The organism is Mycobacterium sp. NGS64 (assembly GCF_059812245.1).
In genome coordinates this window covers 717179-742470 of the sequence record NZ_JCALCI010000003.1, presented here as the reverse complement: position 1 = coordinate 742470, position 25292 = coordinate 717179, and the positions used below count along the sequence as shown (strand labels likewise).

Genomic DNA, 25292 nt, shown 5'->3' with positions numbered 1-25292 from the left:
ATGACCTTAGAGCGGCCGATGCCCGTCAAAACGCCTACCACCACACCTTTTTGGGATGCGCTGGCCGAACATCGCGTCGTCATTCAGTATTCGCCGTCGTCGCAGAGCTACGTGTTCTATCCGCGGGTGCGTGCCCCGCACACCCTGGCCGACGACCTGGAATGGCGCGAGATATCCGGGATGGGAACGCTGTACTCGTTCACGGTGGCCCGCCGCCCAGTCGGCCCGCACTTCGCCGACGCGGTTCCGCAGCTGCTGGCGATCGTCGAATGGGATGAGGGGCCAAGGTTTTCCACCGAGATGGTGAACGTCGACCCGGCGGACCTGAGGATCGGGATGCGGGTGCGCCCAGTGTTCTGCGACTATCCCGAGCACGACGTCACCATGCTGCGTTACGAGCCGGCGGAGTAACAGCCGCGTCACAGCCGCCACAGTGGCATGTGCGGGCAAGGATGTTCGACCTGCCCGCCTCGCAGCGACAACCGGCCTTCGAGACAGCCGCGTTCACGGATTGTCGCTGCGAGGCGGGCACTTCGACATGTGCCAGAAATCGGTGACGTATGTGCCGGATGTGACCGGGCGGCAACGAGTCACTTCAGTTGCTCGGTCGGCACCCCGTAGCGGTCCTGATAGGCGCTCACCCGGTCGCGGACCTCGGCGGCGTCCAGGGCGGTGTCCGACCAGGTGTATCGGCTGCCCCCGCCGTCGCCGGGGTGGGCGGCCAGGAAGTCGCGCATCCGCTGTGCGGCCTCGGGTTTCAGCTCGCGGCCCAGCTTTTGGTAGATGTCCTTGATCGTGGTCCACGGGTCGTTCATGAAATCGGTGAACAGCACGTCCACGACGCGGCCGGGTGGGACCGCGCCGCTGTCGCGCAGGGCCATCCCGCGCTCGAGGCCGACGACCACTTCTTCGTAGGACTGGGCCGCGCACTCGGCGATGTCGGATTCGTCGCTGCCCATCCGCCGCAGGTGGTGGGTCAGCGCGGCGATCGACGAGATGACGTTGAGCGGATCGCGGTGGGTCTGCACGATCAGCGCGTCCGGATATTCGGCGAGCAGGGTGTCGAGGTGCCACAGGTGCGCCGGCGATTTCAGGAGCCACTGACCGGGGACGCCGGACTGCAGGTGCTGCAGAAAGATTCGGTGGAAGCGGTAGGCGCCGGCGTGGTCGGCCTCGTACAGCAGCCAGCGGTAGTAGCTCGGCAGCCGGTATTGCACCGAGAAGATCATGCTGGTGAACTCGCTGGCCGTGATGCGGACACACTCCTGCCCGACGAGTGCCCCCATCGGGTGAAATGCCAAGAATCCCGGGATGATCTGCTCGGAGAGTTCGATGCTGGCCTGCGTCTGCGCGATCCGCGGGTCGTCGTGATAGGTCTCGGGCTGCGGGACCGGACAGGGCGCATCCACCTCCCACGTCAGCGGCGCCCGCAGGTCGGGGTCCTGGGCGAGCAGGTCATAGAGGATCGTGGTGCCGCTGCGCGGCTGGCCCACGATGAAGATCGGCGCCGTGATCGGCTTGTCGGCGACCTCCGGATGTTGCTTGCGCCAGTCGATTACGCCGAGCCGGTTCTTCAGGGCGCGCATGAGGTCGAGGTAGGCGATCTCCACCCCGATCGCCGACAAACGCGCCTCGTTGACCAGCCCGTCGGTCAGGCGCTGCAGCCCGGCCTGCCACCCGTCGTCGCCGAAGTCGTCACTCCCGGCCTCCTCGCAGGCGGTGGCGATCAGCCGCTCCGGGGCGAATCGCTCCTGCAGCGTCATGCCCGGACCTTTCCCTCGTGGACCGACACCGAGACGTCGGGCGGACTGGGGTTGTCCAGCCAGCGCACCACCACGAACCCGCGGGGCCGGCCGCCGGTGTCGAGCCAGTGGCCGAAGCCGAAGTCCTCCGCCGAGATGGCGATCCGCACCCGACCGTCCGCGTCGGGCTGCACCGCGCGACTGGTCACCGAGCTGTGCCGGCGGCGCGGCTCCAGGCACTCGTGCCAGAGGCTTTCCAGCGTCACGTTCCAGTAGCGGGTGTCGGGAGGCTCGATGTCGAGAACCAGCGCCTGCCCGGGATCGAGCCGGAATGTCCCCATCATGTACAGGTTGTCCGGCGTGGTGTCGGCGGCACCCAGATCGGCGGCCTCGGCGGTCAGCAGCGTGTTGGGCGTCTCCAGCAGCTCGGGCTTGATGGTGCGGTGCAGCGTGACCAGCTTCATCAGCGACCACGCCATCGCCGTGAACTGGTCGGCGAGTTCGTCGTCGGTCAGCGGTGCGACGGGATCGGGGTCCAGGGCGTCGATGCGCATGGTGGCCAACGCCTCGGAGGCGGGATCGCCGATGTACTCGCGGACGACGACCGAGGACGCGTCCTCGGGGATCTGCACCCATTGCGCGCCGGCGAGATCGGCGGGTTCTTCCGAAGAGAGCACCAGCGCGAACTCGTCGCCGCTTAGCGTCAGGCCGGTGTCGCTGACGTAGTTGGCCATCCGGCGTGGGGTCAGGCCGGTGCCGGCCAGGATCTGAAACCCGAGATAGGCGCTGGTGCCCCGGGTGCCGGTGATCCGGTAGCTCCGATCACCGCGGATCATCGCCAGGTAATAGTTGCCGTCGGGGTTGGGCCCGCCGACCATCCTTGTCGGAGAACACATATCGAAGAACGCGGGCCGGTCGGGGTCGGCCTCGACGGACAGTTGCGAACACAGCGACGACACGCGGGCGATGACGCGCAGCCCCTCGAGGAGTTCCCGTTCAGATTCGGCGTCCTCGGTCACGATCTTGGTGACGTCGGCCAGCATCTGCTGGAAGAACTGCCACGCGGCGCGCGCCTTCGGAGCCTGGGTTTCAGCCATAGCCACATGCATAGACGATGCGTCAGCCTCCGGGCGCCGATTCGCCCGAATATCGGGAGGGCGACCCACGTGGGACGCGTGGCCCTGTCCGAGCTCACCTGCAGCGCTGGACTAATAGTCCCTTACCATTGGCTCGGACTGCATGGCGGGCGGACGAATGAAGTTGCCGAATAATGGCGGTGCCAGCGTGTATTTGCCGTTCGGCCATGTCACACGGCGCCGTTGACTCTGTGACAGGAATCATTGTCTACTAGTCGCTATATCGGCAGAGGAGTGCGGCATGAACAAGGACGACCTGATCCTGATCAGCGTGGACGACCACATCGCCGAGCCGGCCGACATGTTCGACGCGCACGTCCCCGCGAAATATAGGGACCTGGCGCCCCGGGTGGTCCTCGAACCGGACGGCGCCCAGCAGTGGTACTACGGCGAGGTTCGCGGACGCAACATGGGCCTGAACGCAGTCGCCGGAAAGCCCCGCGAGATGTACAACATCGACGCCTCGCGCTACGACGAGATGCGGCCGGGCTGCTTCAACGTCGACGAGCGTGTCCGCGACATGAACGCCGGCGGCCAGCTGGCGGGCCTGAACTTCCCCAATTTCACCGGCTTCTCGGGCCAGGTGCTCAACCAGGGCCCCGACCGTGACGTGAACCTGGTGATGATCAAGGCCTACAACGACTGGCACGTCGACGAGTGGTGTGCGGCCTACCCGGGCCGGTTCATCCCCTGCGGCATCCTGCCGCTCTTCGACGTCGCCGAGGCCGCCAAGGAGGTCAAGCGGCTGGCCGACAAGGGCTGCCACGCGGTGACATTCTCGGAGAACCCGGAAGCCTTGCAAATGCCCAGCATTCACACCAAATACTGGTATCCGCTGTTCGAGGCCGTCTGCGAGAACAAGACCGTGCTGTGCACCCATGTCGGCTCGGCGTCTCGCTCTCCTCAGGTGTCGACGGACGCGCCGCCCAGCGTGCAGATGACGGCGTCGTCGATGATGAGCATGTTCACATTCACCGAGCTGATCTGGGCCGAATTCTGGGCCGACTTCCCGCAGCTGAAGTTCTCGCTCACCGAGGGTGATGTCGGCTGGATTCCCTACTTCCTCTGGCGCGCCGAGCACGTCTACAACCGCCACTCGGGCTGGACGCTGGCGAAATTTCCACCCGGCTATGCCGGACCCAGCGATGTGTTCAAGCGCCACTTCTACACCTGCTTCATCAGCGACAAGGTCGGCGTGCACAACATGGACTGGTTCAACGAGGACATGCTGTGCTGGGAGTCCGACTTCCCGCATTCCGACAGCAACTGGCCGTTCGCGCCGGAGGACGTCATCGAGACCATGGGGCACCTGGACGACTCGGTCATCGACAAGATCACGCACGAAAACGCCATGGCCGCATACTCATTCGACCCCTTCCGATACATCCCCAAGGAGCACGCCCGCGCCGGCTACCTGCGCTCGCAGGCCAGCGACGTCGACGTCGTCACACACGTCGGTCGCCCGGCCGGCCAGCGCGACCTCGACGCGTGGACCCGGATGACGCAGGCCGGTCTGCAGGCCCTGGCGCAGGGGCAGCCGCCGCCGACGGTCGAGATAACGGGTATCGCCGGGCGCGCCACCACCCTGGGCAACTGAGTGGCCGCCCGGGCACCGTTCGCCGACTGGCGGGTGCTGGAGTTGTCCAACGGCATTGCGGTGTCCTACTGCGGCAAGATGTTCGTCGATGCCGGCGCCGAGGTCGTGAAACTCGAGTCGCCGCAGGGCGATTCGATGCGGAGCTGGTCGGCCGGCGGGCCCGCTGGCGCACTGTTCGGCTACCTGGCTGCCGGCAAGAAGTCGGTGAACGACCGTGGGCGGGCGGCGGCGCTGCTGGCCGGCGCCGACATCGTGCTCACCGACCTGACCGACGGCTGGACCCTCGACGACATCACCGCGCACACCGGACCGTCGGCGGTGATCGTGGCGGTGACGCCGTTCGGCACCACCGGGCCCTACTTCGAAGAACAGGTGGTGGCCAACGAGTTCATCCTGCAGGCGCTGTGCGGCTCGATCGACGGCCGCGGTTGGCCGGGCGACGAACCGGTGCAGGCGGGCGGGCGGCTCGGCGAGTGGCTGGCCGGCTCGTTCGCCGCGCCCGTCGCCGCCGCGACGGCCCGCCGCGCCGCCCGGGGCGGAGGCGGGGAGGTCATCGACGTCTCGACCTACGAGGCGATGGCGATCGCGATGGGCGGCCTGTCCGCGATGTCGGCCAGCGTGCTGGGCGCGGATTCCCTTCAACAGCAACGCAGCCTGGAGCTGCCGTCGATCGTTCCCACGGCCGACGGCATGGTCGGCTTCTGCACCATCACCGCGCAACAGTTCCAAGACTTTCTGGTGATGATCGATCGCGCCGACCTGCTCGACGACGCCGAGCTCGCGTCGTTCGTCGGGCGGGTTAAGCGCCGTGACGAATTCCTCGGCATGGTCACGCAGTGGACAGAAACCCGCACCACGCAAGAGATCATCGACCTCGCCGTGGCCTTCCGCATCCCGGTGGCCCCCATCGGCACCCCGGCCACGGTGCCGATGGTCGACCACTTCGTCGAACGCGGCGTCTTCGTCGAATCGGGACCCGGCGGCGTGCAACCGCGGGTGCCGTATCGCAGCGACGCGATCGCGACCAGGCCGCCCGGCAGGCCCCCGCTGCTGGGCGCGGACAACGGCGGTGTCCACTGGCCGCCGCGGCCCCACCGGCCGCAAGCCGCCGACGCGGGCGCACTCCCGTTGTCCGACATACGGATAACCGACCTCACCGCGTTCTGGGCGGGACCGGTCGCCACCCAATTCCTGGGCTCCCTCGGCGCCGACGTGATCAAGCTCGAGGGGGTCCGCCGGCCCGACGGCATGCGGCTCTCCGCCGGCCGCCCACCCGACTGGGACCAGTGGTGGGAGTGGGGCCCGGTGTTCTTGTGCAGCAACAACAACAAGCGCGGCATCAGCACCGAACTCAGCGTCGACGCAGGGCGCGCCGTCGCCTTGGAGCTCATCGCCGCGAGCGACCTGGTGATCGAGAACTTCTCACCGCGGGTGATGGAGAATTTCGGCCTGGACTGGGATGCCGTGACCGCGGCCAATCCGCGCGCGATCATGGTGCGGATGCCCGCGTTTGGCCTCGACGGCCCGTGGCGCGATCGCGTGGGCTTCGCCCAGACGATGGAGCAGGCGACGGGAATGGCGTGGGTGACCGGACACGCCGACGGCCCGCCGGTGATCCCGCGTGGGGTATGCGACCCGATGGCGGGGCTGCATGCCGCGTTCGCCGCGGTTGCGGCGCTCGTGGTTCGCGACCGGGACGGGACCGGGATGCATGTCGAGTCGACGATGGTCGAGGCCGCGCTGAACGTGGCGGCCGAGGTGGTGGTCGAGTACTCGCGCAACGGGATCGAGTTGCGCCGCAACGGGAACCGGGGCCCGGGCGCGACGCCCCAGGGCGTGTATCCGTGCCGTGGCGACGACGAATGGGTCGCGCTCGCCGCCCTGGGAGACGCCGCTCGCGCGTCGTTGGCGGCGCTCATCGAGCGACCCGACCTCGGCCCGGACAGCGCCGCCTGGCGCGAAGGGGCCGACGAAATCGACAAGCTCATTTCCGGCTGGACCGCCCGGCGTTCGGCGACCGACGCGGTGGCGGCGCTGCGCGCCGGCGGGCTGGCGGCGGCGCGCGTCACGCCGGCCGCGGAGCTGCTGAGCGACCCGCAACTGCTCGCCCGAGGCTTCTGGGAAGAGATCGACCACCCGGTCGCAGGTTCCTTCCTGTGCACCGGCATGCCCTTCGCCTTCGTCGGGAAGCCGCGAAGGTGGCTTCGGCGGGTGCCCCCGTTGTATGGCCAGCACACTGACGAGGTGCTGACGGGAATTCTTGGGCGCAGTCAACGGGATCTGATGCAGCTGCGCGCCTCGGGGGCCACCAGCGCACGGCCGGCGGGCCTCTGACGTGGCGGTCACGCTGTGCGTCCCGCCGCGGGCCGGCGAGCCCTGCGCCCCGGTCCGGTTCCTGGTGCGCCAGGACTCCGTGGTGATGGAGCTGACCGCCCGCCACCGGATCACCGGTGTCGAGTGGGACGAGAGCGAACGGGCGGTCGCGATGGTCGTCGAGATCACCGATCCGCAATCGGCAAGGCCGATCGACGTGCGGATCGACGTGATCGAAACCGGTGCCGCACCCCGCGGCGCGCGGACCACGACGATCGGCACCATCGAGCGCGACGGGCAAGAATACGACGTCGTCGGAACCTACCTGGGAGTTGTCGCGGATGAAAACTAGCCCGGCGAAGCGGACCGCGGCGATCGTCGGAGTGCACAACACCCGGCAGGGCCGCCGGCTGGACGGCGAAACGTCACGAAGCCTGGCGCTCAAGGCCATTCACGGGGCGCTCGCCGACGCCGGCCTGAGCCTCGAGGACGTCGACGGGATCAGCGCGGGCCCGCTGTCCACCGCGCTGATCTACGACCTGCGCCTCGGGCCGGCCTGGCAGGGACTGGCGTTCGGGGTCGGCATGATCACCGAGGCGGCGGCCGCGATCGAGCACGGCATGGCCGACGTCGTCGTCCTGGTCGCCGCACAAGCCGGTGAATACCGCGACCACCAGGCCACTGCTCCGTGGACCCGGCCCGAGAACGAATTCGTCGCGCCCTGGGGAATGTTCACCACCGCCGAGTTCGCGCTGATCGCCCGGCGCCACATGCACGTCTACGGCACCACCCGCGAACAACTGTCGATAGTCGCGGCGACCATTCGCAACAACGGATCGCGAAACCCCGAAGCCGTTTACTACCAACGGGGTCCGTTCGCGCCGGACGACATCACCGCGTCGCGGCCGATCGCCGACCCGTTTCATCTCCTCGATTGCGCCACCACCTCCGAGGGCGGCTGCGCCCTCGTCGTGGCCAACATCGACCAGGTGGACGTCGCCGGCCAACCGATCTACGCGTTGGGCAGCGGCGCGGACTTTCACGGCCCGTCGTATCAGCACCCGCCCGCTTGGGACCTCGCCGGCCGGCGCGGCGATCGCGGCCACTACGTCAATGGCGTCGTGGGCAGGCGCGCGGCCGAGCGGGCCTTCGCCCACGCCGGCCTGCGGCCCGACGACGTCGACGTGCTGGAGCTCTACGATCCGTTCTCCTTCGAAATCATCCGCCAGCTAGAGGCTTTCGGCTTCTGCGGCGACGGCGAGGGCGGCCCGTTCGTCGCCGACGGCCACATCGCGATCGACGGCAGCCATCCGGTCACCACCGACGGGGGGACCATGTCGTTCAGCCACGCCGGCTCCAATCCGCAGATGATGCAGCGGGCCGTCCGGGCCGTTCAGCAGCTGCGCGGCCAGGCCGGTGACCTCCAGGTGCCCGACGCGCACATCGCGTTCTGCAGCAACGGGGGTGCGGGAGCCCTGTTCACCACAGTGCTGATCCTGGGAGACGAGCCGTTATGACATCCGAACCGTTGCGGCCCCAGACCGGCCCGGTGCCCCACGCCAGCAGCGAACTCAGCGTCCCCTTCTGGCAGGGCTGTGGGGCGGGGGAGTTGCGTTACCAACGGTGCGAAGCGTGTGGCCTGTCGAACTTTCCGCCGACCGAGCATTGCCGCCAGTGCCTTTCGGCCGAACTGCGGTGGGAGTGCAGCGGCGGGCTCGGCGAGATCTACAGCTGGACGGTGGTGCATCGCCCGGTCACCGCGGAATTCGAGCCGCCCTATGCGCCGGCGATTGTCACGCTGGACGAGGGCTACCAGATGCTGACCAACGTCGTCGGGGTGGACCCGGGCGAGCTGGCGATCGGCATGCGCGTTCGGGTGCAATTCCACGCCGTCGGCGCCGACGTCACCCTGCCGTATTTCACTGGGTTGCAATGAGTCCCGCCCGCACCAGCAATGGCCTGCCGGTGACGGCCTACCTGGTGCTGGGCGTGTTGGCCGCCAACGACGAGCAACTCACCGCCGGTGAGATCAAGATGCGTGCCGAACTTTCGGTCGGCCACTTCTACTGGTCCCCGTCGGTGAGCCACGTGCGGCGCGAGCTGAACCGCTTGTTGGAGCGGGGCATGGTCAGCGAGATCGGCGCCCAATCCGGCAAGCGCGCGATCACCTTGTACGAGACCACCGATTCGGGCCTGGACGCGCTGCGCCGGTGGGTCCAGCACTTCCCGGCCCAGGATCGGGTGGTCATCAAACACCCCGTCATCCTCAAGACCTGGCTCGCACGCGGCGAAAATCCGGAACACCTCGTCGACACGCTGGACCGCCACCTCGAGGCAAGCCGCGCCCGGCTGGACGAGGCGCTGTGGTCGCGGCAGCGCTCTCGCGACCTCGGTCTGGCCGATGACCCGGACCAGCGTTGCTCGTTCGCGGTGCTCGACTACGCGATTCGCGGTTTGTATGCGGAGATCTCCAACATCGCGCAGCTCCGCGACGAAATCGCCGGCGGCACCAGCCGAGATCCGGTCAAACGGGTGCGACGGGCGAAGGGGCAGATCCGCCGTCGGGCACCGCGGAACCCGCGTTAGACGCGGCCTGCCGATAAGTGGTGCCACGCCCGTCACGCTCCCAAAGGATTTCGCCCTGTCCGGCGGACGCGCCTTCGGCGATCAGCTGGCGTTTGAGCACCTTGTGGGTGGCGGTGCTGGGCAGGTCGGCGGCGATGCGCACGTATCGCGGCCAGGCCTTCGGGGACAGGTCGGGTTGCGCGCGGAGGAAGGCTTCGAACGCATTCGGGTCGAGCTCGGCGCCGTCGTTGAGGACGATCGCGGCCATCACCTGATCTCCCACCCGTTCGTCCGGGACGGCGTACACCGTGGCGCGATTGATGGCGCTGTCCCGCAACAAAATCCGCTCGATGGGAGCCGCGGCCAGGTTCTCGCCGTCCACGCGCATCCAATCGGCGGTGCGCCCGGCCAGGTAGATCCAGCCGTCGGCGTCGCGGTAGGCCAGGTCCCCCGACCAGTACATGCCGTGGCGCATGCGTTCGGCGTTGGCCTCGGGATCGTTGTAGTAGCCGGTGAAGAACCCTGAGCCCGCGGTGTTGACCAACTCGCCCACCGCCTCGTCGGCGTTGGCCAGCGCCCCGTTGGCGTCGAAGCGTGCGACGGCGCATTCGGTGACGGTCTCGCTGTTGTAGATTGCGACCCCGTCGACGCCGCGGCCGATCGACCCCTTCGGTGTCCCGGGTTCGCGGATCACGATGACCGCGTTCTCGGTGGAGCCGAAGCCGTCTTCGACCTGAACGCCGAATCGGCGGGCGAACTCCTCGATGTCCTTGTCGTTGGCCTCGTTGCCGAACGCCACCCGCAGCGGGTTGTCGGCGTCGTCGTCGCGTTCGGGGGTGGCGAGGATGTAGGCCAGGGGCTTGCCGACGTAGTTCATGTACGTGGCCCCGTAGCGGCGGATGTCGTCCAGGAAGTTGCTCGCCGAGAACTTCGCCGGGACGATCGCGGCGCCGGAGGCCACCGCGGGCGCCCAACCGGCGACAACCGCGTTGGAGTGAAACAGCGGCATGGACACGTAGCAGGTGTCTTGCTCGGTCAGCCCGAATCGCCCCATCAGGCTGAGCCCGGCGACCACCGCCATCAGGTGCGATACCTGGACCGCCTTCGGATTACCGCTGGTTCCCGACGTGAAGATCATCATGAACGCGTCCGTCGCGGTGACCTCGCGGTAGGGGACCAAATCGCCGGTGCCCCTGAGGAATTCGTCCCACTGCGGCGTCGAGGTGTCCAGGATTTGCGTTCCCCCGAGGTCCAGGCCGTCGAGCAGCGGCCGATGCTCGGGATCGGTGACCACGAACTGACAGTCGGCCCGCCGGATGTCGGCGGCCAGAGCCTCGCCGCGCCGCGTCGTGTTCACTCCGCACAGCACGTAGCCTCCGAGCCCGGCCGCCGCCATCTGGGCCAGCATCTCCGGCGTGTTTCCCAGCAGGGCGCCGACGTGCATCGGTCGCCGCGGGTCGGCGGCGGCGATCAGGGCCGCGGCCCGCGCCGTCGCCTCGGTGAGGTATTGATCCCAAGTCCATTGCAAATGGCCGTGTTTGATGGCGACGGCAGGGTCCGTCAGGCGCTTACGCAGCAGCGCTTGAATCGTGTCGTCGGCCATCGCAGCGGTCCACCTTCGGTTACGAGACGAGACGGTCCGTCTTATCTTAGCGGCGGGGTCCCCAGCCCCGGGTCCTAGCCGCCCACCATCATCAGTCCGCCGTCGACGGCCAGCAGTTGCCCGGTGATGAAGCCCGAGCCGGTGCCGGCCAGGAACACGAGCATGGGTCCGACGTCTCGCGCGGGCTCTCCGAGTTTCCCGCCGATCGGGATCATCAGCTGCATCTGCTGATCGATGAGGGCGCTCGCATCGGGACCGAGGAAATCCCGAAAACGGTCGGAGCCCGGTGTCTGCACCGCCGGAGCCAACGCGTTGACGGTGACGTTGTCGGCGCCCCAGGCTTTCGCGGCCGATCGTGTCCAGGCCTGCACCGCGCCCTTCGTCGCGGCGTAGACCGCCGAGATCGCGCTGCCCTGCACGGCTTCGGACGACCCGAAGTTGATGATCCTGCCGCCCTTGGGGTTCTGCTCTTTCATCACCGAGTAGGCGGCCTGATTGGTCAGGATGGTGGCCTTCACGTTGGTGTCCAGCAGGAACGAGATGTCGTCGGCGCCGATGTAGCCCGGGATCCCGGCCTGCCACAGCCCCGCGGCGTTCACCAGGACGTCGAGCCCGCCGAGGTGATCCGCGGCCTGCCGCGTCATCGCCGTAACGGCGTCGGCGTCCCGCGCATCGCACTGCAGCCAGGTGTTCGCCAGCCCATCCGGCGGCGGGGTCTTGTGGTAGGTGCCGACCACCTCGGCCCCCGCGTCGGTGAGGACTCCGATGGCGGCCGCGCCGATACCGGTGGCTCCACCGGTTACCAGGATCCGCCTGCCTTGCAGCGCCTTTTGCATGCCGCGAGCGTAGCGCCCGCCAAGCGCTGTCCCGAGCTAGGTGCGCACCGCAATCGACGACAGCAGATCGGCGAGCCGCTCCGGCTGGTCAAGCATCGAGAACGTGCGCGCTTTCTCGATCACCTCGAGGCGGGCGTTGGGGATGGTCGCGGCCAGCCGTTCGCCGTCCGCGAGCTCGAAGAACACGTCGTCGGCCGACCAGGCGATGAGCGTGGGCTTGTCGAATTCGTGCAGTCGCGCGGCGACGCCGGTGGTGACCTCCGTGCGCATCGAGAGGCTGAACTGGCGCAGGTCTTCGGCGATCGCCGGGTCGGACAGCCCCGGGCGCACCCATGCCTCGGTCAGGTCGTCGATGTTGGTATATGCGAGGCCGTCGAACGCGCGCTTGCGCGCGGCCGGCGCGCGCATGGCCTGGGCGACGGTCTTGAACATCGTCTTGGACTTGGCCGCCAGGATCACCGGCTTGAGGATCGGCGGCGGAAAGTGTTCGAACGCATCGCAACTGGTGAGCACCAGCGCCCCGAGCCGCTCGGGATGGTGCACCGCGACGAGTTGGGTGACGACCCCGCCGGTGTCGTTGCCGACCAGCACCACGTCCTCGAGATCGAGGGCGCCGAGCATCTCCGCGACCATGCCGGCGACGCCGTAGATGGTGCGGTCGGCGCCCGGTCGCAGCGGCTGGGGGTGCGCGCCCAGGGGCCAGGTGGGGGCGATGCAGCGCAGGCCGAGATCGGCGAGGCGGACGCCGACCTGGCGCCACAGTTGGCTGCCCATCATGTAGCCGTGCACGAAGACGACAGGCCTGCCGTTCTCGGGTCCGGTTGCTTCGTAGTGGATGGTCCCGGCACTAATGTCGATCGTCGACATGGCTGACTCCTACGTTGAAAGGTACAGTTACAAACAGGCTGTCTGTTCGTAAGTTACCAACAGGCTGTATGGAAATCAAGAGACGGACCCAGGAGGAGCGCTCCGCGGCGACCCGCGACGCGCTGATCTCGGCCGCCCGCAGGCTGTGGGGCCTGCGCGGTTACGCGGACGTGGGCACGCCGGAGATTGCGATGGCCGCCGGCGTTACCCGTGGCGCGATGTACCACCAGTTCGCCGACAAGGCAACGCTTTTCGCCGAGGTCGTCGAGGCCGTCGAGCAGGATGTGATGGCCCGGATGGGCACGATCGTGGCCGAGTCAGGGGCGACGACGCCCGCCGAGGCGATCCGGGCCGCCGTCGATGCCTGGCTCGACGTTTCCGGCGATCCCGAGGTACGCCAGCTGATCCTGCTCGACGCACCCAGCGTGCTCGGGTGGCCGGCGTTCCGGGACGTCGCGCAGCGCTACAGCCTGGGTATGACCGAACAGCTGCTCACCGAGGCCGTCAAGGCCGGGCAGTTGGCCGAGCAACCGATGCGGCCGTTGGCCCACATCCTGATCGGCGCGCTCGACGAGGCGGCCATGGTCATCGCCACCGCTGACGACCCGAAACGCGCCCGCCGGGAGACCGGGGAGGTGCTGCACCGGCTCATCGACGCGATGCTGAGCGAATAGCGTTCGGCCTTAATGTCGCTGCTGCGCGGAGGGCGCGGCGGCGTGAGCCGCCCCGTTACAGGCGGGCCAGGTTCAACAGCCCGGCGATCCCGGTGCCGATGTTGAACAGGCCCGAGTTCGCGCCGCTGAAGGTGCCGCTCGGGAAGGCGGCGATGGGAGCGGCGATGCCGATGTTGAAAAAGCCCGAAGTCGCGCCGTTGATGTCGGAACCACCGGTGGCCCTGTTGAAGAAGCCCGACATCGCTCCGTCTTCAATGCCGCCGGTGGCCGTGTTGCCGAACCCCGACATCACCGGGCCGGTGTTGAAAAAGCCCGAGTCTCCTGTGCCCGTGTTGTTGAAGCCCGAGTTGGCCAGGCCGGTGTCCGTGGTGGAACCGAAGCCCGTGTTCACGCTGCCCGAATTCCACAAACCCGTGTTGGTGTCGCCCGAATTCCCATTGCCGGTGTTGAAACCGCCCGAGTTGCCGAAGCCCGTATCGGCGGAGCCCGTGTTGCCGGCCCCCGTGTCGTACTGGCCCGAATTCCAGAAACCGGTGTTGAGCTCGCCGGCGTTCCCAATGCCAGTGTTTACCGCTCCGGAATTTCCGAAGCCGAAGTTCCCGATGCCGGAGTTTCCGACGCCGAAGTTGTTCGGGGCCCCTGACACCAGAACATTGCTGCCCGTGTTGAAGATGCCGACGTTGCCGCTGCCCGAGTTGAAGAAGCCGATGTTGTTGGTGCCGGAGTTGCCGAAGCCGATGTTGCCGCTGCCCGAGTTCAGCGTGCCGAAGTGGAACTGGTTGGTTGCCCTGTCGAAATACGTGTCCCCGATTCCGATCTCGTTGTTACCGGTGAGCCCGAATCCGATGTTGGCGTTGCCGGTGTTCCCGGCGCCGATGTTCCCGTTGCCGTTGTTTCCGCCGCCGTAGTTGCCCGCGCCGCTGTTGCCAAGGCCGAAGTTGTTGTTGCCGCTATTGCCCATGCCCACGTTCTGGCCGGTGGTCGGCGTGCCGCCGGCGTTTCCGAAGCCGATGTTGCCGAAACCGGTGTTCCCAGAGCCAAAGTTGCGGTTGCCGGCATTTCCGTCGCCGACGTTCTGGTTGCCGATGTTCCCGCCGCCCAGGTTGGAGCTGCCGGTGTTTCCGTTGCCGGCGTTGCCGCTGCCTGTGTTGCCGCTGCCGAGGTTGGCGTTGCCCTTGTTGCCGATCCCGAGGTTGGGCAGGCCGGCCAGCAGCTCTTGCAGCGTCTGCGCGGGGGTTAGCGCGGCGGCCGCCGCCGACGCCCCCGAGTAATAGCCGGACATCGCCGTCACGTCCTGCGCCCACATCTCCTCGTACTCGCCCTCGAGCTGAGCGATCGCCGGGGCATTGAGGCCGAACCAGTTGGACATCGCCATCCGCACCAACGAATTCCGGTTGAGGTCCACCAGGACCGGCTGCACCGTGGCCGCCTGCGCCGCCTCGAATGCGCTCACCACCGCGCGGGCCTGCCCGGCTGCTGTGGCCGCCTGCGTCGCCGCGTGGCTTAGCCATCCCGTGTACGGGGCGGCTGCGGCCGCCATCGCCTGCGACGCCCGCCCCTGCCAACCCTGACCCGCCAGCCCCGACGTCACCGACCCGAATGACGAAGCGGCGCTGCCCAATTCGGCGGCCAAGCCTTCCCAGGCCGCTGCCGCCTCGAGCATGGGTGCCGAACCGGCCCCGGCGAACATCAGTACGGAAGTGATTTCGGGCGGCAACACCAAAAAGCTCATCACCGTGCCTTCCTAGCCGTAGCGTCCGCTGCCACCGATTGCCGCGTGCCCGGGCGCCGCGATGGATCGCATCGCTATCGAATGTGCGTTGAGGAGCGACCCCCGCGAATCGGGAATTTTCCCTATATTTGCGGGGCCTGAGATGCGGCGTCTCGGGCGCGTGCCGCGGCCTGGGTGCGGTTCTCGACTCCGAGCTTGGCCAGGATCGCGGCGACGTGGTGGCCGACGGTCTTGGGGCTGATGGACAGTTTGGTGGCCACTTCGGCGTCGCTGTGTCCGGCGGCGATCAATGTGAGGACCTCGCGTTGCCGCCGGGTCAGTCCGTCCGGGTCGGAAACGGTGCCCGCGCCCCGTCCGCGACGAGCATCACCGCGCAGCGTTGTCAGGCGCTGCTGAGCGCGGCGGGCCGCTGCTCGTGCTCCGAGGCTGCGGAAGGTGGCCAGCGCCGATTCGGCGGCGGGGATGTCCCCGTCGAGCTGGGCGATGGCCGCGTCGTAGGGGCAGCCGCGCCGTTCCCACGCCGAAGCGGCGCCGCGCCAGTCGCCGCCGATCTCCAGCTGGAACGGGGTGAATGGGTCGCTGTTCGTGATGGGCTCCGCTGGGCCACCGGGAAGCCGCGCCCACCGGCGGAGTTGCCAGATCAGCCAGGGATTCCGGTCGGCGCCCATCTTGACTAGTGAACGTTGCGCCACGCTGCGGGCGAGGTCGTCGTCACCGGCCAGCCATGCGGCCTCGGCGCGCGCTGCCCAGATCGGGAAGAACCGCTGTTGCTCTAGCTCGTAGTCGGATTCCAAGTCGTCGAGCAGCGAGGCGACGGGTTGTTCGCCCCGGCGGGCGTGGATCAAGGCCAGGGTGATCCGCGGCGAAATCCAGTTAACCAGCGTGAGCCCGGGGCGGGTCAGCAGATCCTCGGCGCGCGCGATGGTGCGATCCCACTGGCCGCGATGCAAGCCCGCCAACATGTCGGCGCCGTCGGCGATTCCCTCGAAGAGGTAGATGCCGCGGTCGCGGCAGTAGGCGACGGTGTCGGCGATGTAGCGATCCGCCCGATCGGGGTCGTAGTGCATCGCCGCGATGTAGCCGTTCACCGCCCCGAAGAAGGCGGCGGTCTCGCCGCGGGCGTCGGCGTCCTTCGCTTGATGCCAGACCGCCTCCAGTTCGTCCCACCCTGTGTCGGTGCGCACCACATTGGCCAACGCGGTGTAGCCGCGCGCGCGGACAACCACCGCGTCGTCGCCGAGTTGGCCGCCGATCGTGATCGCCCGAGCCGCGTAGTCGGCGCAGTCCGGGTCGAAATTCCACAGGCCCTGCTCGGCCATGTTGACCAACGACCAGGCCAGCTGTGGACACGCTTGAGCGCCCTCCAACAGGCGCAGGGAGGCGCGTGCCGCGTCGGCGGATTCGCTGACCCGGCCCAGGCCCCACAATCCGTGCGACAGCCAGCGCAAGTCGTCGCCCTCACCCAGCCGGTCGCCCATCGCCTGGCGCAGCGCGATCGCCTCGCGCCAGGACGACACGGCGGCCTCGCCGCGCCCGCAGAGGTAGCACGCCACCGCGTGTTGCTCGAGCCACTGGACCCTTTTGTCGGCCGGTTCGGTGTCGGCGCGCCGCAGCGCGAGTGTGAGCAGGTCGGCGGCCTGCCGCGGTGCTCCGAGGGCCGCGGCGCGTTCGGCCCCGGCCACGCCGTAGCGGATCACGGCGTCGGCGTCGTCGACCTGATCGGCGTGAAAAGCCAACGCTGCGAACGTGTTCGGGTCGATCGGCGGTTCGGCGAGGGCGTCCAGTGCGCGGGCGTGCAGGGCCTTGCGCTCATGGGCGGGGATTTGGTCAATGGTCGCGCGCCGGGCCAGCTCGTGCCGAAACCCGATCGCGTCCCACTCCGTGTGCAGCACCCCGGCGTCGAGGCATTCGGCCAGCCCCGCGCTGCCGGCCGGGCATGCCTTGTCCAGCACCGCCGGGTGCACCCGTGGGCCGCAGACGGCCACCGCGTGCGCGGTCTCGCGCGCCGCGGGCGACAGCCGCCCCAGGCGGCCCCAGACGGCCTCGGTCACTGTGCGCGGCAACGCATTTCGCCGCAGCGCTTGTGCCCCGGCCGCCAGCACTTCCGTGGCGTAGAACGGGTTCCCGCCGGTGAGTTCGTACAGTTGGTCCGCGTTGACACCGCTGCCGGCGGAGAGCACCGCGACCGCTTCCCGGCTCAGCGGCTCCAATCCGACGCGGCTGACTCCCGCGCACGTCGCGATATCCCCGAGCGCGACCGAAAGCGGGTGCTGCCGGTCGAGCTGGTCGTCGCGATAGGACACCACCAGCAGCAGCCGTAGCGAGTCGATGCGCCGGGCCAGGAATCGCATGAGATCGAGGGTCGCTCCGTCGGCCCAATGAGCGTCCTCGATCAGCCAGACCCAGCGATGTCCGTCGCGCAACATCGTCAGCAGCCGCCGGTACAGCGCGCCCGTATCACCCGATTCGATCGCGTCATCCAGAGCCCGAGCCGCCGTGGGACCCACCCCGCCCAGCGCGTCCAGTAGCGGGCCCAGCGGCCGTGGCGCGGCCAGCGGGTCGCACCAGCCGCGCAGCACCCGCATCTCGTCGAGGCCCGCGGAGAAGCGGGTGATCACCGCGGTCTTGCCCACGCCGGCTTCACCGCGCAGCAACACCGCCTGGCCCTTGCCCTTTCGCACGGCGCGGGCCAGTGCGGCCAGCTTCGCGAGGACGGCCTCGCGCTCCAGCAAGCGCTCCACGTGACAAGTAAACCGGCGAGCGTCGAATTGTTGCACCGAAAACGCGACGATCGCCCGAACAAGTCGACGCTGGACAGATGCTCAGCGGTGGCTCTGGGCGAAGAACTGCCAGATGGTGTCGGTAGCGTTGAGCGCCGTCGACGGTTCGGGGATGCCGGCGAGTTCGGCGAGCGGGCTCGGCTGGCCGCCGGGCCATTGATGGCCGGCCCCGGCCACCGAGATCAACTCGACGGTGCGCCCGTCGGGACACCCGGCCGTCTGCGTGGTCACGCTGCCGGCGGTGGTCGAGGTCGGGGGTCCGCATCCGTCGATGGATCGCCACGTGGCGTTGACCGACTCCACCGAGGGGCCGTCGACGCGTGGATTCCCGTTGATGGCGAAGGCCTTTCCGGGTCCGCCGTTATAGGGCACCCGGTCGTCGGCGGTGCCGTGTATCTGCAGCACCGATGTCGGTCGCGCTTGGGAGCAATCGGTCAGCAGCGTGCCGGCGACGGGGGCGATCGCCGCGAAGGTGTCGCTCTGGCAGCCCAGCCGCAGCGCCATCATGGCCCCGTTCGACATGCCGGTGGCGTAGACGCGCGCGCGATCGACGGGGATCTCCTGCTCGATGGCCCCCACCATCGCGGTGAGGAAACCGACGTCGTCCGTATCCGCGCGCTGCGGTTCGCCGCAGCAGGTCCCGGCATTCCAGGCGCGGTTGAGCCCGTCGGGATAGGCGACCAGGAAATGCCCGGCGTCCGCCTCGGCGTCCCAGTTGTAGGACCGCTCGGCCTGCGCGCCGTTGCCGAAGCCGCCGTGCAGCATCACCACCAGGGGCGCCGCGTCGGGCAACCCCTGCGGTCGGTACAGGTGATAGGTCCTGCTGACGCCGCCGGAATCGATGGACTGCGTGGACTGCCCGACCGGAATCGGTTGGGCGCCAGGCGTTCCCAAGGCATGACCGCCGCCGACGCACCCGCCGAGCACCACGACCAAAATCGAAGCGAGACAGACACCGAACCCCCGAGCGCACAGCGATCGCATGAACCCATCGTGGCAGCCGGCCGACATTTTGACAAGTTACTTGTCAAAATGCCTTCAGGTGGCACACTCTTCCCATGCGACGTGTTGCGGACGGCCTCTGGAAGCCCACCGTCCCGGCGCTGGTGAACCTGGTGGCCGCCTCGGGTGCGCCCCGCCTGCGGGCCGCGTTCGCCGCGGCCGGCCTCGACGGGATCCGGCCGGCGCAGGCGGTTGCGCTGGTGCCGCTGGCGGGCGGCGGCCTGCACGCGTCGGATCTGGCCGACCGGCTCAACGTGAGTCGCCAGGCGGTGGCCCAGGGGATCGCCAGCCTGGAGCGGCACGGCTATGTCACCCGAGTGGCCGATCCCGAAGACGCCCGGGCCAGGATCATCGAGCTGACGCCACGCGGTCGCCAGGCGCTGCGCGTGATGCGTTCCAACGCAGTTGCTTTGGAGAAGCGGTGGGAACAGCTGCTGGGCCCCGAGCGGCTGGGCGAATTGCGCGACACCCTGCAGACGTTGCTCGCCAGCGAGGTCGACGCGGGGCGCGAATGACACGGCGTAAGTTCGACGCAAGACAATGACAGGAGTCCGCCGTGCCCATCTTCATGGTCGAGCGCAACTTTGCCGAGGACATGGAACCGACCTTGGAGGTCGCCGACGGCATCAACCGGATCAACGACCTCGAGGGTGTTCGCTGGATGTACTCGTTCCTGTCGGCGGACAAGCGCAAGACCTACTGCCTTTACGAGGCGCCCTCACCCGAGGCCATCAGGACGGCGGCCGCGAGGGCTGGCCTGCCCGCCGACGTGATCGTCGAGGTCCGCGATCGCGTCATGCCCGACGGCAAGCTCTCCGATATCTGAGGGTCGTCACCCGAGCAGCTCGTGGTCGGCGGCGTACATCGCCGCCTGGGTGCGGTTCGCGGCGCCCGTTTTGATCAGGATGTTGCGCACGTGGTTGGCGGCCGTGTTGGTGCTGATGTAGAGGCGTTCGCCGATCGCCCGATTGCTCAGCCCCTCGGCGAGCAGCCGCAACACCTCGACCTCCCGGTCCGTCAAGCCGTCCGGGCCCGTCACCAGCACCGCATCCACCAGCTCGACGACGCGGTTCTGACCGATCGGCGTGGCGATCGCGCGTGCCTCGTCGGCGAGGCGCCGGGCTTCCTCCGTGCGCCCGCGTGACGCCGCGAACAACGCGTGCCGGGCCAGTGTCTCGGCGATGTGAACCACCGAGCCCATGCGGCGGTCCATCTCGAGCGCCGCGACGAAATGCCGCTCGGCCGCTGCGGTGTCGCCGTCGAGTGCCGCGATCCGGGCGAGGTAACGGTCGGCGCTGCCGAACAAGGCGACGAACTGGCCGGCGACCAGGTTCTTGCCGGCATAGCGACCTATGTACGGACGCAGCGAATGCAGAGCCTCGCGGTTGCCGAGCTCCAGCGCCGCCTCGACCATGAACGCCAGCTCCATCGGCCACTGCGCCTCGTCGGTGCGATCGCCGAGTTTGCGGTTGAGCAGGTGGTTGAGGGCTCGGATCATGCCCGCTTCGCAGTTGAGCTCGGTGTACAGCGCAAGCAGGCCGGGCACCCAACGTCCGGCGAATGTCTCGCTGCCGTCGATGAACCCGGCGAACCTCTTCAGGTCCGAAGTCTCCCGGCGGATCATGAACATCTGGACGCCGTTGGAACCCTCGGTGTCGTCCGCGTCGAACAAATCGCCTGCGCGCAAAGCGATGTCGGCCCACCGTTCGGCGCCGGTGAAGTCGCCGCGCAGATAGGCCAGCGCCTGCTCGACGCACGCACCGACGAACCCGAAGACCGGTTGCCCGATGGCTTTTCCCGCGCGGCGCATGTCCGCGGTCGACGCGGCCAGGTCATCGGGCCGGCCGGCCAGGTAACTGACCATGGCGCGAAAGTGCGAGGACGCCCCGAGCACCTCGTAGTCGCGGCGCTCCAGCGCCATGCGGGATACCTCGGCCGACCGCTCCGCCTGGACTTCGCACAGCTCCGGGGTGAGCCCGTGCCACAGGCTCGTCTTGAGCGTGTGCATCAGCACCGCCTGATCCCCGGTGGCCCGCGCGCGGTCGATGGCGTTGTTGCCCACCTCGCGCGCTCGCGCCGCCTCCCCGGCGAAGGCGAGCGCGCGCCCAAAGCTGCCGAGTGCCTGCAGGTAGCGCAGGTCGTCGGTCTCCAGCCCGCAGGATTCCAGCGCCGACGCCAGCAGGTCGGCTGCCGTCGAATCCGACTGTCCGCGACGCCAATTCGCTTCCTCGTAGCCGACGGCCGCCCCCAGCCGGATGAGTGGATCGTCCATCGCGCTCAGGCGCCCATAAATCGCCCGCGACCGCGCGAAATCGCCGGCCCGCACGTGGTTGGCGGCCGCATCGAGGTCCAGCCGCGCCCGATCGGTGCGGCTCAGCTCCGGCAGCGACGCCGCCCGCTCGAACCACCTCGCGGCGTCCTCGTAGGCCAGGCTTTGTTCGGCCATCCGGGCCGCCTGGTGGGCGTACCGCAGCGCCTGCTCGTGGTAGCCGAGCACGTGGGCCCGTAGGTAGTGGTTTGCCAGCCGGGGGATGAGCGACGCGTCCGCCCGGCCCTCGAGCGCTTCGGCGGCCCGCGCGTGCATGATCCGCAGCCGGGACGCCGCCATTCCGCCGACCACGGCCTCGCGGGTGAGCGCGTGCACGAACGCGAACTCGCCGTCGGAGTCGCGAACCGGCCGGATCAGGCCGACGCCCTCGGCCGAATCGACCGCCGCCAGCGTCGCGGCGAGATCGGTTTCGCTGGCGGCGATCAGCGCGGGCAGGTCGAACGTCTCGCCGAGCACCGCCGCCTGTTCGATGACGACCCGGACGCCGGCGCCCAACCCGCTGAGCCGACGGGCAATGGCGTCCCCGATCGATGCCGGCACGGTCTGCTGCACACCGAGCGTGGCCAGCCCACCCCGGGCTTCAAGGTCGCCGACCAGCTCGGTCAGGAAGAACGGATTGCCACCGGTCTTGTCGCGCAGCAAGGCGGCGGCCGTGCGCGCCGACGCGGGAGCCAGCTGCTGGGTCCGCCTGACGAACTCGGCGATCGCCTCGGTGTCCAGCCCCGCGAGATCCAGGCGCCGCACCCCGTCGAAGCGGTGCAGCTCGGCCAGCCGGGTGGTGAGCTCGTCGGAACGGTCCGGTTCGGTCGACCGGAAGGTGGCGACCACCAGCATTCGGACGTCGGCGCAGCCGATCACGACGCGTTCGAGCATCACGAGGGTGGGCAGCTGCGCCCAATGCAGATCATCGAGGATCAACGCGATCGGACGGTCGGCGGCCAGGCGCCGCAGGAAACCCGTAAGGGCGTCGAAAAGTGCCTGCCTGGGCGCCCCGACCTCGTCTGCCGGGCCGATGTCGGGCAAATGCCGATCGACTTGGGTGGACAGCCGGCGCAGTTGCGCTCCGGCGTCGGCCAGGGTGTCGGCCAGCGAACCGGGCGGGGCCGCGAGCAGCAGCCGGTCCAGCGCCTCGGCGAACGGCGCGTACGGCACGTCCGCGTCGGCCGTCGAGCTCCCGACGAGCACCGGGACGCGGTGGTCGGCCAGCGTTCCGGCCACCTCGGCCGCCAGGCGGGTCTTGCCCGCCCCGGGTTCACCGCCGATGAATACCGCCTGGCGGGTGCCGCCTTCGACGCGTTCCCACGCCTGCTCGAACGCGGCCAGCTCCGCGGCGCGGCCGACGAGCGGGCCGCGCCGACGCGCCAACAGATCCGCCGGAAGGGGTGGTGGCACCCACTGGGCCATGGAATCAAGGTAACCGCGCCGATTTGGCCGGTCGATAGTCAGATCTGACTATCGTTGGAGGCCTGGCAAATGCTTCGTTGTGGTCATGACGCGCGGCCTCGCCGCCTCGTAGCGTCGCGGCATCAAACCTTCGAGGCAACCAGAGGAGGTGCGGGCGATGAGCGTGACAACCGCAACCGACGAACTACGCAGCCGGTTCGGGGCACAGGTGATCCTGCCCCACGACGCCGGCTACGACGAGGCCCGTGCGCTGCACAACGCGATGATCGACAAGCGGCCCGCGGTGATCGTGCGCTGCGGAACCACCGGCGACGTCGTCGGCGCCCTCGAGTTCGCCACGGCGTCGAACCTGGAGGTCGCCGTCCGCGGGGGCGGCCACAACGGACCCGGCTTCGGTTGCGTCGAGGGCGGTCTCGTCATCGACCTGTCGCCGATGAACCGCGTCCACGTGGACCCCGATCGGCGGACCGCTCGCGTCCAGGGCGGGGCGACGTGGGCGCAGGTGGACGCGGCGACCTACGCGCACGGCCTGGCGATGCCGTCGGGCATCATCTCGAGCACCGGTGTCGGTGGGCTGACCCTGGGCGGCGGCCACGGCTACCTGACCCGCAAGTACGGCCTGACCATCGACAACCTTCTGGAGGCCGAGGTCGTGCTGGCCGACGGCCGGGTGGTGACGGCGTCCGAATCCGAGCACCCCGACCTGTTCTGGGCGTTGCGCGGTGGCGGCGGAAACTTCGGCGTGGTCAGCTCGTTCACGTTCCGCCTGCACCGGGAGCACACCGTGCTGTGCGGTCCCACGGCGTGGCCCGCATCGGCCACCGCCGACATCCTCAGCTGGTACCGCGACTTCATGCCCGCCCAGGACGAGGACCTCTACGGCTTCTTCGCGACCATGACCGTCCCGCCCGCGCCGCCGTTCCCCGAGGCGTTCCACCTGCAGAAGGCGTGCGCGGTGATCTGGTGCTACACCGGCGATCCCGGCGGTGCCGATGAGGCGTTCGCGCCGGTCCGCCAGATGCGGCCGGCCTTCGAGGGCCTCATGGCGGCGCCCTATCCCGCGCTGAACTCCACCTTCGATGCGCTGTATCCCAAAGGGCTGCAGTGGTATTGGCGCGGCGACTTCATCCGCACGATCCCCGACGCCGCCGTCGCGGCCCATGCCCGCTTCACCGAGGAGCTGCCGACGATGCACTCCACGATGCACCTCTACCCGATCGACGGTGTGGTGCACCGGGTCGGCCAGACCGACACCCCCTGGGCCTACCGCGATGTGAACTTCTCTCAGGTCATCGCGGGCGTCGACCCCGATCCGGCCAACGCCGAGGCGTTGAAGCGCTGGACGAAGGAGTACTGGGAAGCCATCCACCCGTACTCGGCCGGCGGCGCCTACGTCAACTTCATGATGGACGAGGGCCAGGACCGGGTCCGCGCCACCTACGGCCCGAATTACCAGCGGCTCAGCGAGATCAAGGCCGAATACGATCCGGCCAACATGTTCCACATCAACCAGAACATCCTGCCGGCCGGGTCGCCTGGCACCGCTTAGGCGTCGGAGCGGCGCAACAGGCACGGGCGGGGGTCCGGCGTCCATAATCATCGGGTGATGGAAGATCCCCATATCTACCGCCGCCTCGCGCTGCTCGAACAGCAGGTGCGGCTGCTGTCGGATCGGCTCGGGGTTCCGTGCCCGACGTTCGGCAGTGACGTCGGCGCCACATCGGGGGTGCTCGAGAACGGTGTGCCCTCGGAAGTCGTCGCCCTCGCCCGCTCCGGGAACGCCATTGCCGCGATCAAGCTGTATCGCGAGCTGACCGGCGCGGGGTTGCGCGAGGCGAAAGACATCGTCGACAACCTGTAGGTCGGCTACTGCCGGCGAAAAGCACCGTTCATCCGCCGCTTGAAGGCGCGATCGAAACGCCGGTAGTCGCGGCGCAAGTCCTGGCCCGGCCAGTTGGCGCCCGCGAGTTCGGCGGGCAGCAGCGGGTCGAGCTGAAGATGGCGCACCACGGCGATCGACAGCGCGAACTCGTAGGTGAAGCTTTCGGTCGAATCGTCACGCGTGTCGGCGTCGAGCGCGGCATCCATGGCCTCGATGAGCGCCCGGGCGTTGTCGGCCCATTCGTCGAGGTAAAACAGCGCTCGCGCGTACGCCGCCGTGATGTCGGTGGCGGCGCCGTGAAAGCGGGTGCACTGCTGGTCCAAAACGGCCCTGAGGGCCGGAAACCGTTGCGGATCAAGGTTGTCCGGGCGGACCCAGACGCCCTCCCGGAGCTCGGCCAGGTGCAGGGCTGTCGCGGCCTTTCGCAGCTCCAGGCGATCGGTCGCCGATCTGCGCTCCAGCGCGACGATCGCGAGTTCCCACGTTCCGTCCCATCGGTGGGCGGCCGTGTCGTCGAGCCGGGCCGCCTCGTCGACGCGCTGGCGGCGATCCGACAGCCGGCCCGCGAGTGCGTAACTGCCGTCGTCGGCGGTCAGTTCACCCGCGGACACCATCCGCCACAGGCAGGTGCGGGCCGCGCCGGGGCTGATGCCGAACAGCGAGGCAACCGCCACCAGTTCCGCCACCGTGAGGCGGCCCCGGTCGGACCCCAGCAGCGCGGACGCCAGCACGGAACGCGCGCTCAGCGGCCGGCGATCGATCAGGTCGCTCGCTCGAGATCGGGGCAGGGCGGGCATGGCTGCCAACGGTATCACCAAATCATTGACGCG

22 protein-coding genes are annotated in these 25292 nt (G+C 68.8%); 12 read left to right on the top strand and 10 right to left on the bottom strand.

The window, feature by feature from the left end:
• Entirely contained in the window at positions 1–411 is a 411-nt protein-coding gene (locus AC5Y4S_RS17395) for a Zn-ribbon domain-containing OB-fold protein (RefSeq protein WP_500033909.1), read from the top strand.
• 179 nt (positions 412–590) lie between these two features.
• On the opposite strand, the gene AC5Y4S_RS17390 is transcribed toward AC5Y4S_RS17395, so the two are convergent.
• A complete protein-coding gene (locus AC5Y4S_RS17390) occupies positions 591–1763 on the bottom strand; it encodes a sulfotransferase family protein (protein ID WP_500033908.1) in 1173 nt (390 codons plus the stop codon).
• The gene (locus AC5Y4S_RS17385; RefSeq protein ID WP_500033907.1) at positions 1760–2839 is read right to left on the bottom strand and encodes a DUF1214 domain-containing protein; all 1080 of its coding nucleotides are present in this window, start codon (positions 2837–2839) and stop codon (positions 1760–1762) included. The genes AC5Y4S_RS17390 and AC5Y4S_RS17385 overlap by 4 nt, the downstream gene beginning before the upstream one ends.
• A gap of 280 nt (positions 2840–3119) precedes the next feature.
• On the opposite strand from AC5Y4S_RS17385, the gene AC5Y4S_RS17380 reads away from it, so the two are divergent.
• From AC5Y4S_RS17380 to AC5Y4S_RS17355, 6 genes are read left to right on the top strand one after another with little or no spacing between them, the layout of a single operon-like run.
• A complete protein-coding gene (locus AC5Y4S_RS17380; protein ID WP_500033906.1) occupies positions 3120–4475 on the top strand; it encodes an amidohydrolase family protein in 1356 nt (451 codons plus the stop codon).
• Positions 4476–6809 (top strand): CaiB/BaiF CoA-transferase family protein, encoded by a 2334-nt coding sequence (locus tag AC5Y4S_RS17375; protein ID WP_500033905.1) that lies wholly within the window; start codon positions 4476–4478, stop codon positions 6807–6809.
• A gap of 1 nt (position 6810) precedes the next feature.
• Entirely contained in the window at positions 6811–7140 is a 330-nt protein-coding gene (locus AC5Y4S_RS17370; RefSeq protein WP_500033904.1) for a hypothetical protein, read from the top strand.
• Positions 7130–8305, top strand: coding sequence for a thiolase family protein (locus AC5Y4S_RS17365; protein ID WP_500033903.1), 1176 nt, complete (start codon positions 7130–7132; stop codon positions 8303–8305). Before AC5Y4S_RS17370 ends, AC5Y4S_RS17365 begins: the two co-directional genes overlap by 11 nt.
• Positions 8302–8724: a Zn-ribbon domain-containing OB-fold protein gene (locus AC5Y4S_RS17360; RefSeq protein ID WP_500033902.1), complete on the top strand. Its 423-nt coding sequence runs from the start codon at positions 8302–8304 to the stop codon at positions 8722–8724. Before AC5Y4S_RS17365 ends, AC5Y4S_RS17360 begins: the two co-directional genes overlap by 4 nt.
• Positions 8721–9374, top strand: coding sequence for a PadR family transcriptional regulator (locus AC5Y4S_RS17355; protein ID WP_500033901.1), 654 nt, complete (start codon positions 8721–8723; stop codon positions 9372–9374). Before AC5Y4S_RS17360 ends, AC5Y4S_RS17355 begins: the two co-directional genes overlap by 4 nt.
• On the opposite strand, the gene fadD1 is transcribed toward AC5Y4S_RS17355, so the two are convergent.
• From fadD1 to AC5Y4S_RS17340, 3 genes are all read right to left on the bottom strand, one after another.
• Positions 9313–10956: a fatty-acid--CoA ligase FadD1 gene (gene fadD1, locus AC5Y4S_RS17350; protein WP_500033900.1), complete on the bottom strand. Its 1644-nt coding sequence runs from the start codon at positions 10954–10956 to the stop codon at positions 9313–9315. The genes AC5Y4S_RS17355 and fadD1 overlap by 62 nt on opposite strands.
• 74 nt (positions 10957–11030) lie before the next feature.
• The gene (locus AC5Y4S_RS17345; protein WP_500033899.1) at positions 11031–11792 is read right to left on the bottom strand and encodes an SDR family NAD(P)-dependent oxidoreductase; all 762 of its coding nucleotides are present in this window, start codon (positions 11790–11792) and stop codon (positions 11031–11033) included.
• Between the two features lie 36 nt (positions 11793–11828).
• The gene (locus tag AC5Y4S_RS17340; protein WP_500033898.1) at positions 11829–12659 is read right to left on the bottom strand and encodes an alpha/beta fold hydrolase; all 831 of its coding nucleotides are present in this window, start codon (positions 12657–12659) and stop codon (positions 11829–11831) included.
• 68 nt (positions 12660–12727) lie between these two features.
• On the opposite strand from AC5Y4S_RS17340, the gene AC5Y4S_RS17335 reads away from it, so the two are divergent.
• A complete protein-coding gene (locus AC5Y4S_RS17335; protein ID WP_500033897.1) occupies positions 12728–13333 on the top strand; it encodes a TetR/AcrR family transcriptional regulator in 606 nt (201 codons plus the stop codon).
• A 55-nt stretch (positions 13334–13388) separates the two neighbouring features.
• Here the strand turns inward: AC5Y4S_RS17335 and AC5Y4S_RS17330 are convergent, their stop codons facing one another.
• The 3 genes from AC5Y4S_RS17330 to AC5Y4S_RS17320 form a co-directional block, all read right to left on the bottom strand.
• Positions 13389–15068: a PPE domain-containing protein gene (locus AC5Y4S_RS17330; protein ID WP_500033896.1), complete on the bottom strand. Its 1680-nt coding sequence runs from the start codon at positions 15066–15068 to the stop codon at positions 13389–13391.
• Positions 15069–15187: 119 nt separating this feature from the next.
• Entirely contained in the window at positions 15188–17806 is a 2619-nt protein-coding gene (locus AC5Y4S_RS17325; protein WP_500033895.1) for a helix-turn-helix transcriptional regulator, read from the bottom strand.
• Positions 17807–17887: 81 nt separating this feature from the next.
• Positions 17888–18829, bottom strand: coding sequence for a CE1 family esterase (locus AC5Y4S_RS17320; RefSeq protein WP_500033894.1), 942 nt, complete (start codon positions 18827–18829; stop codon positions 17888–17890).
• 74 nt (positions 18830–18903) lie between these two features.
• Between AC5Y4S_RS17320 and AC5Y4S_RS17315 the strand changes: the two genes are divergently transcribed.
• Complete coding sequence (locus tag AC5Y4S_RS17315) at positions 18904–19362, top strand: MarR family winged helix-turn-helix transcriptional regulator (protein WP_500033893.1); 459 nt, start codon at positions 18904–18906, stop codon at positions 19360–19362.
• 41 nt (positions 19363–19403) lie between these two features.
• Positions 19404–19673 (top strand): DUF4242 domain-containing protein, encoded by a 270-nt coding sequence (locus AC5Y4S_RS17310; RefSeq protein WP_500033892.1) that lies wholly within the window; start codon positions 19404–19406, stop codon positions 19671–19673.
• Between the two features lie 6 nt (positions 19674–19679).
• Here AC5Y4S_RS17310 and AC5Y4S_RS17305 read toward each other — a convergent pair whose 3' ends face one another.
• The gene (locus tag AC5Y4S_RS17305; protein WP_500033891.1) at positions 19680–22580 is read right to left on the bottom strand and encodes a helix-turn-helix transcriptional regulator; all 2901 of its coding nucleotides are present in this window, start codon (positions 22578–22580) and stop codon (positions 19680–19682) included.
• 157 nt (positions 22581–22737) lie between these two features.
• Here AC5Y4S_RS17305 and AC5Y4S_RS17300 point away from each other — a divergent pair, with 157 nt between their 5' ends.
• Positions 22738–24129: an FAD-binding oxidoreductase gene (locus AC5Y4S_RS17300; RefSeq protein ID WP_500033890.1), complete on the top strand. Its 1392-nt coding sequence runs from the start codon at positions 22738–22740 to the stop codon at positions 24127–24129.
• A gap of 57 nt (positions 24130–24186) precedes the next feature.
• Positions 24187–24441, top strand: coding sequence for a ribosomal protein L7/L12 (locus AC5Y4S_RS17295; protein ID WP_068111648.1), 255 nt, complete (start codon positions 24187–24189; stop codon positions 24439–24441).
• A 5-nt stretch (positions 24442–24446) separates the two neighbouring features.
• Here AC5Y4S_RS17295 and AC5Y4S_RS17290 read toward each other — a convergent pair whose 3' ends face one another.
• Positions 24447–25259, bottom strand: a complete 813-nt coding sequence (locus tag AC5Y4S_RS17290; protein WP_500033889.1) for a PaaX family transcriptional regulator C-terminal domain-containing protein — start codon at positions 25257–25259, stop codon at positions 24447–24449.
• Between the last annotated feature and the right edge of the window lie 33 nt (positions 25260–25292).

Coding starts and splice junctions, on each gene's coding strand:
- AC5Y4S_RS17365 (WP_500033903.1), top strand. CDS start 7,130: ATGAAAACTAGCCCGGCGAAGCGGACCGCGGCGATCGTCGGAGTGCAC.
- fadD1 (WP_500033900.1), bottom strand. CDS start 10,956: ATGGCCGACGACACGATTCAAGCGCTGCTGCGTAAGCGCCTGACGGAC.
- AC5Y4S_RS17320 (WP_500033894.1), bottom strand. CDS start 18,829: ATGCGATCGCTGTGCGCTCGGGGGTTCGGTGTCTGTCTCGCTTCGATT.
- AC5Y4S_RS17335 (WP_500033897.1), top strand. CDS start 12,728: ATGGAAATCAAGAGACGGACCCAGGAGGAGCGCTCCGCGGCGACCCGC.
- AC5Y4S_RS17390 (WP_500033908.1), bottom strand. CDS start 1,763: ATGACGCTGCAGGAGCGATTCGCCCCGGAGCGGCTGATCGCCACCGCC.
- AC5Y4S_RS17340 (WP_500033898.1), bottom strand. CDS start 12,659: ATGTCGACGATCGACATTAGTGCCGGGACCATCCACTACGAAGCAACC.
- AC5Y4S_RS17290 (WP_500033889.1), bottom strand. CDS start 25,259: ATGCCCGCCCTGCCCCGATCTCGAGCGAGCGACCTGATCGATCGCCGG.
- AC5Y4S_RS17380 (WP_500033906.1), top strand. CDS start 3,120: ATGAACAAGGACGACCTGATCCTGATCAGCGTGGACGACCACATCGCC.
- AC5Y4S_RS17315 (WP_500033893.1), top strand. CDS start 18,904: ATGCGACGTGTTGCGGACGGCCTCTGGAAGCCCACCGTCCCGGCGCTG.
- AC5Y4S_RS17385 (WP_500033907.1), bottom strand. CDS start 2,839: ATGGCTGAAACCCAGGCTCCGAAGGCGCGCGCCGCGTGGCAGTTCTTC.
- AC5Y4S_RS17395 (WP_500033909.1), top strand. CDS start 1: ATGACCTTAGAGCGGCCGATGCCCGTCAAAACGCCTACCACCACACCT.
- AC5Y4S_RS17300 (WP_500033890.1), top strand. CDS start 22,738: ATGAGCGTGACAACCGCAACCGACGAACTACGCAGCCGGTTCGGGGCA.
- AC5Y4S_RS17345 (WP_500033899.1), bottom strand. CDS start 11,792: ATGCAAAAGGCGCTGCAAGGCAGGCGGATCCTGGTAACCGGTGGAGCC.
- AC5Y4S_RS17355 (WP_500033901.1), top strand. CDS start 8,721: ATGAGTCCCGCCCGCACCAGCAATGGCCTGCCGGTGACGGCCTACCTG.
- AC5Y4S_RS17360 (WP_500033902.1), top strand. CDS start 8,302: ATGACATCCGAACCGTTGCGGCCCCAGACCGGCCCGGTGCCCCACGCC.
- AC5Y4S_RS17295 (WP_068111648.1), top strand. CDS start 24,187: ATGGAAGATCCCCATATCTACCGCCGCCTCGCGCTGCTCGAACAGCAG.
- AC5Y4S_RS17305 (WP_500033891.1), bottom strand. CDS start 22,580: ATGGCCCAGTGGGTGCCACCACCCCTTCCGGCGGATCTGTTGGCGCGT.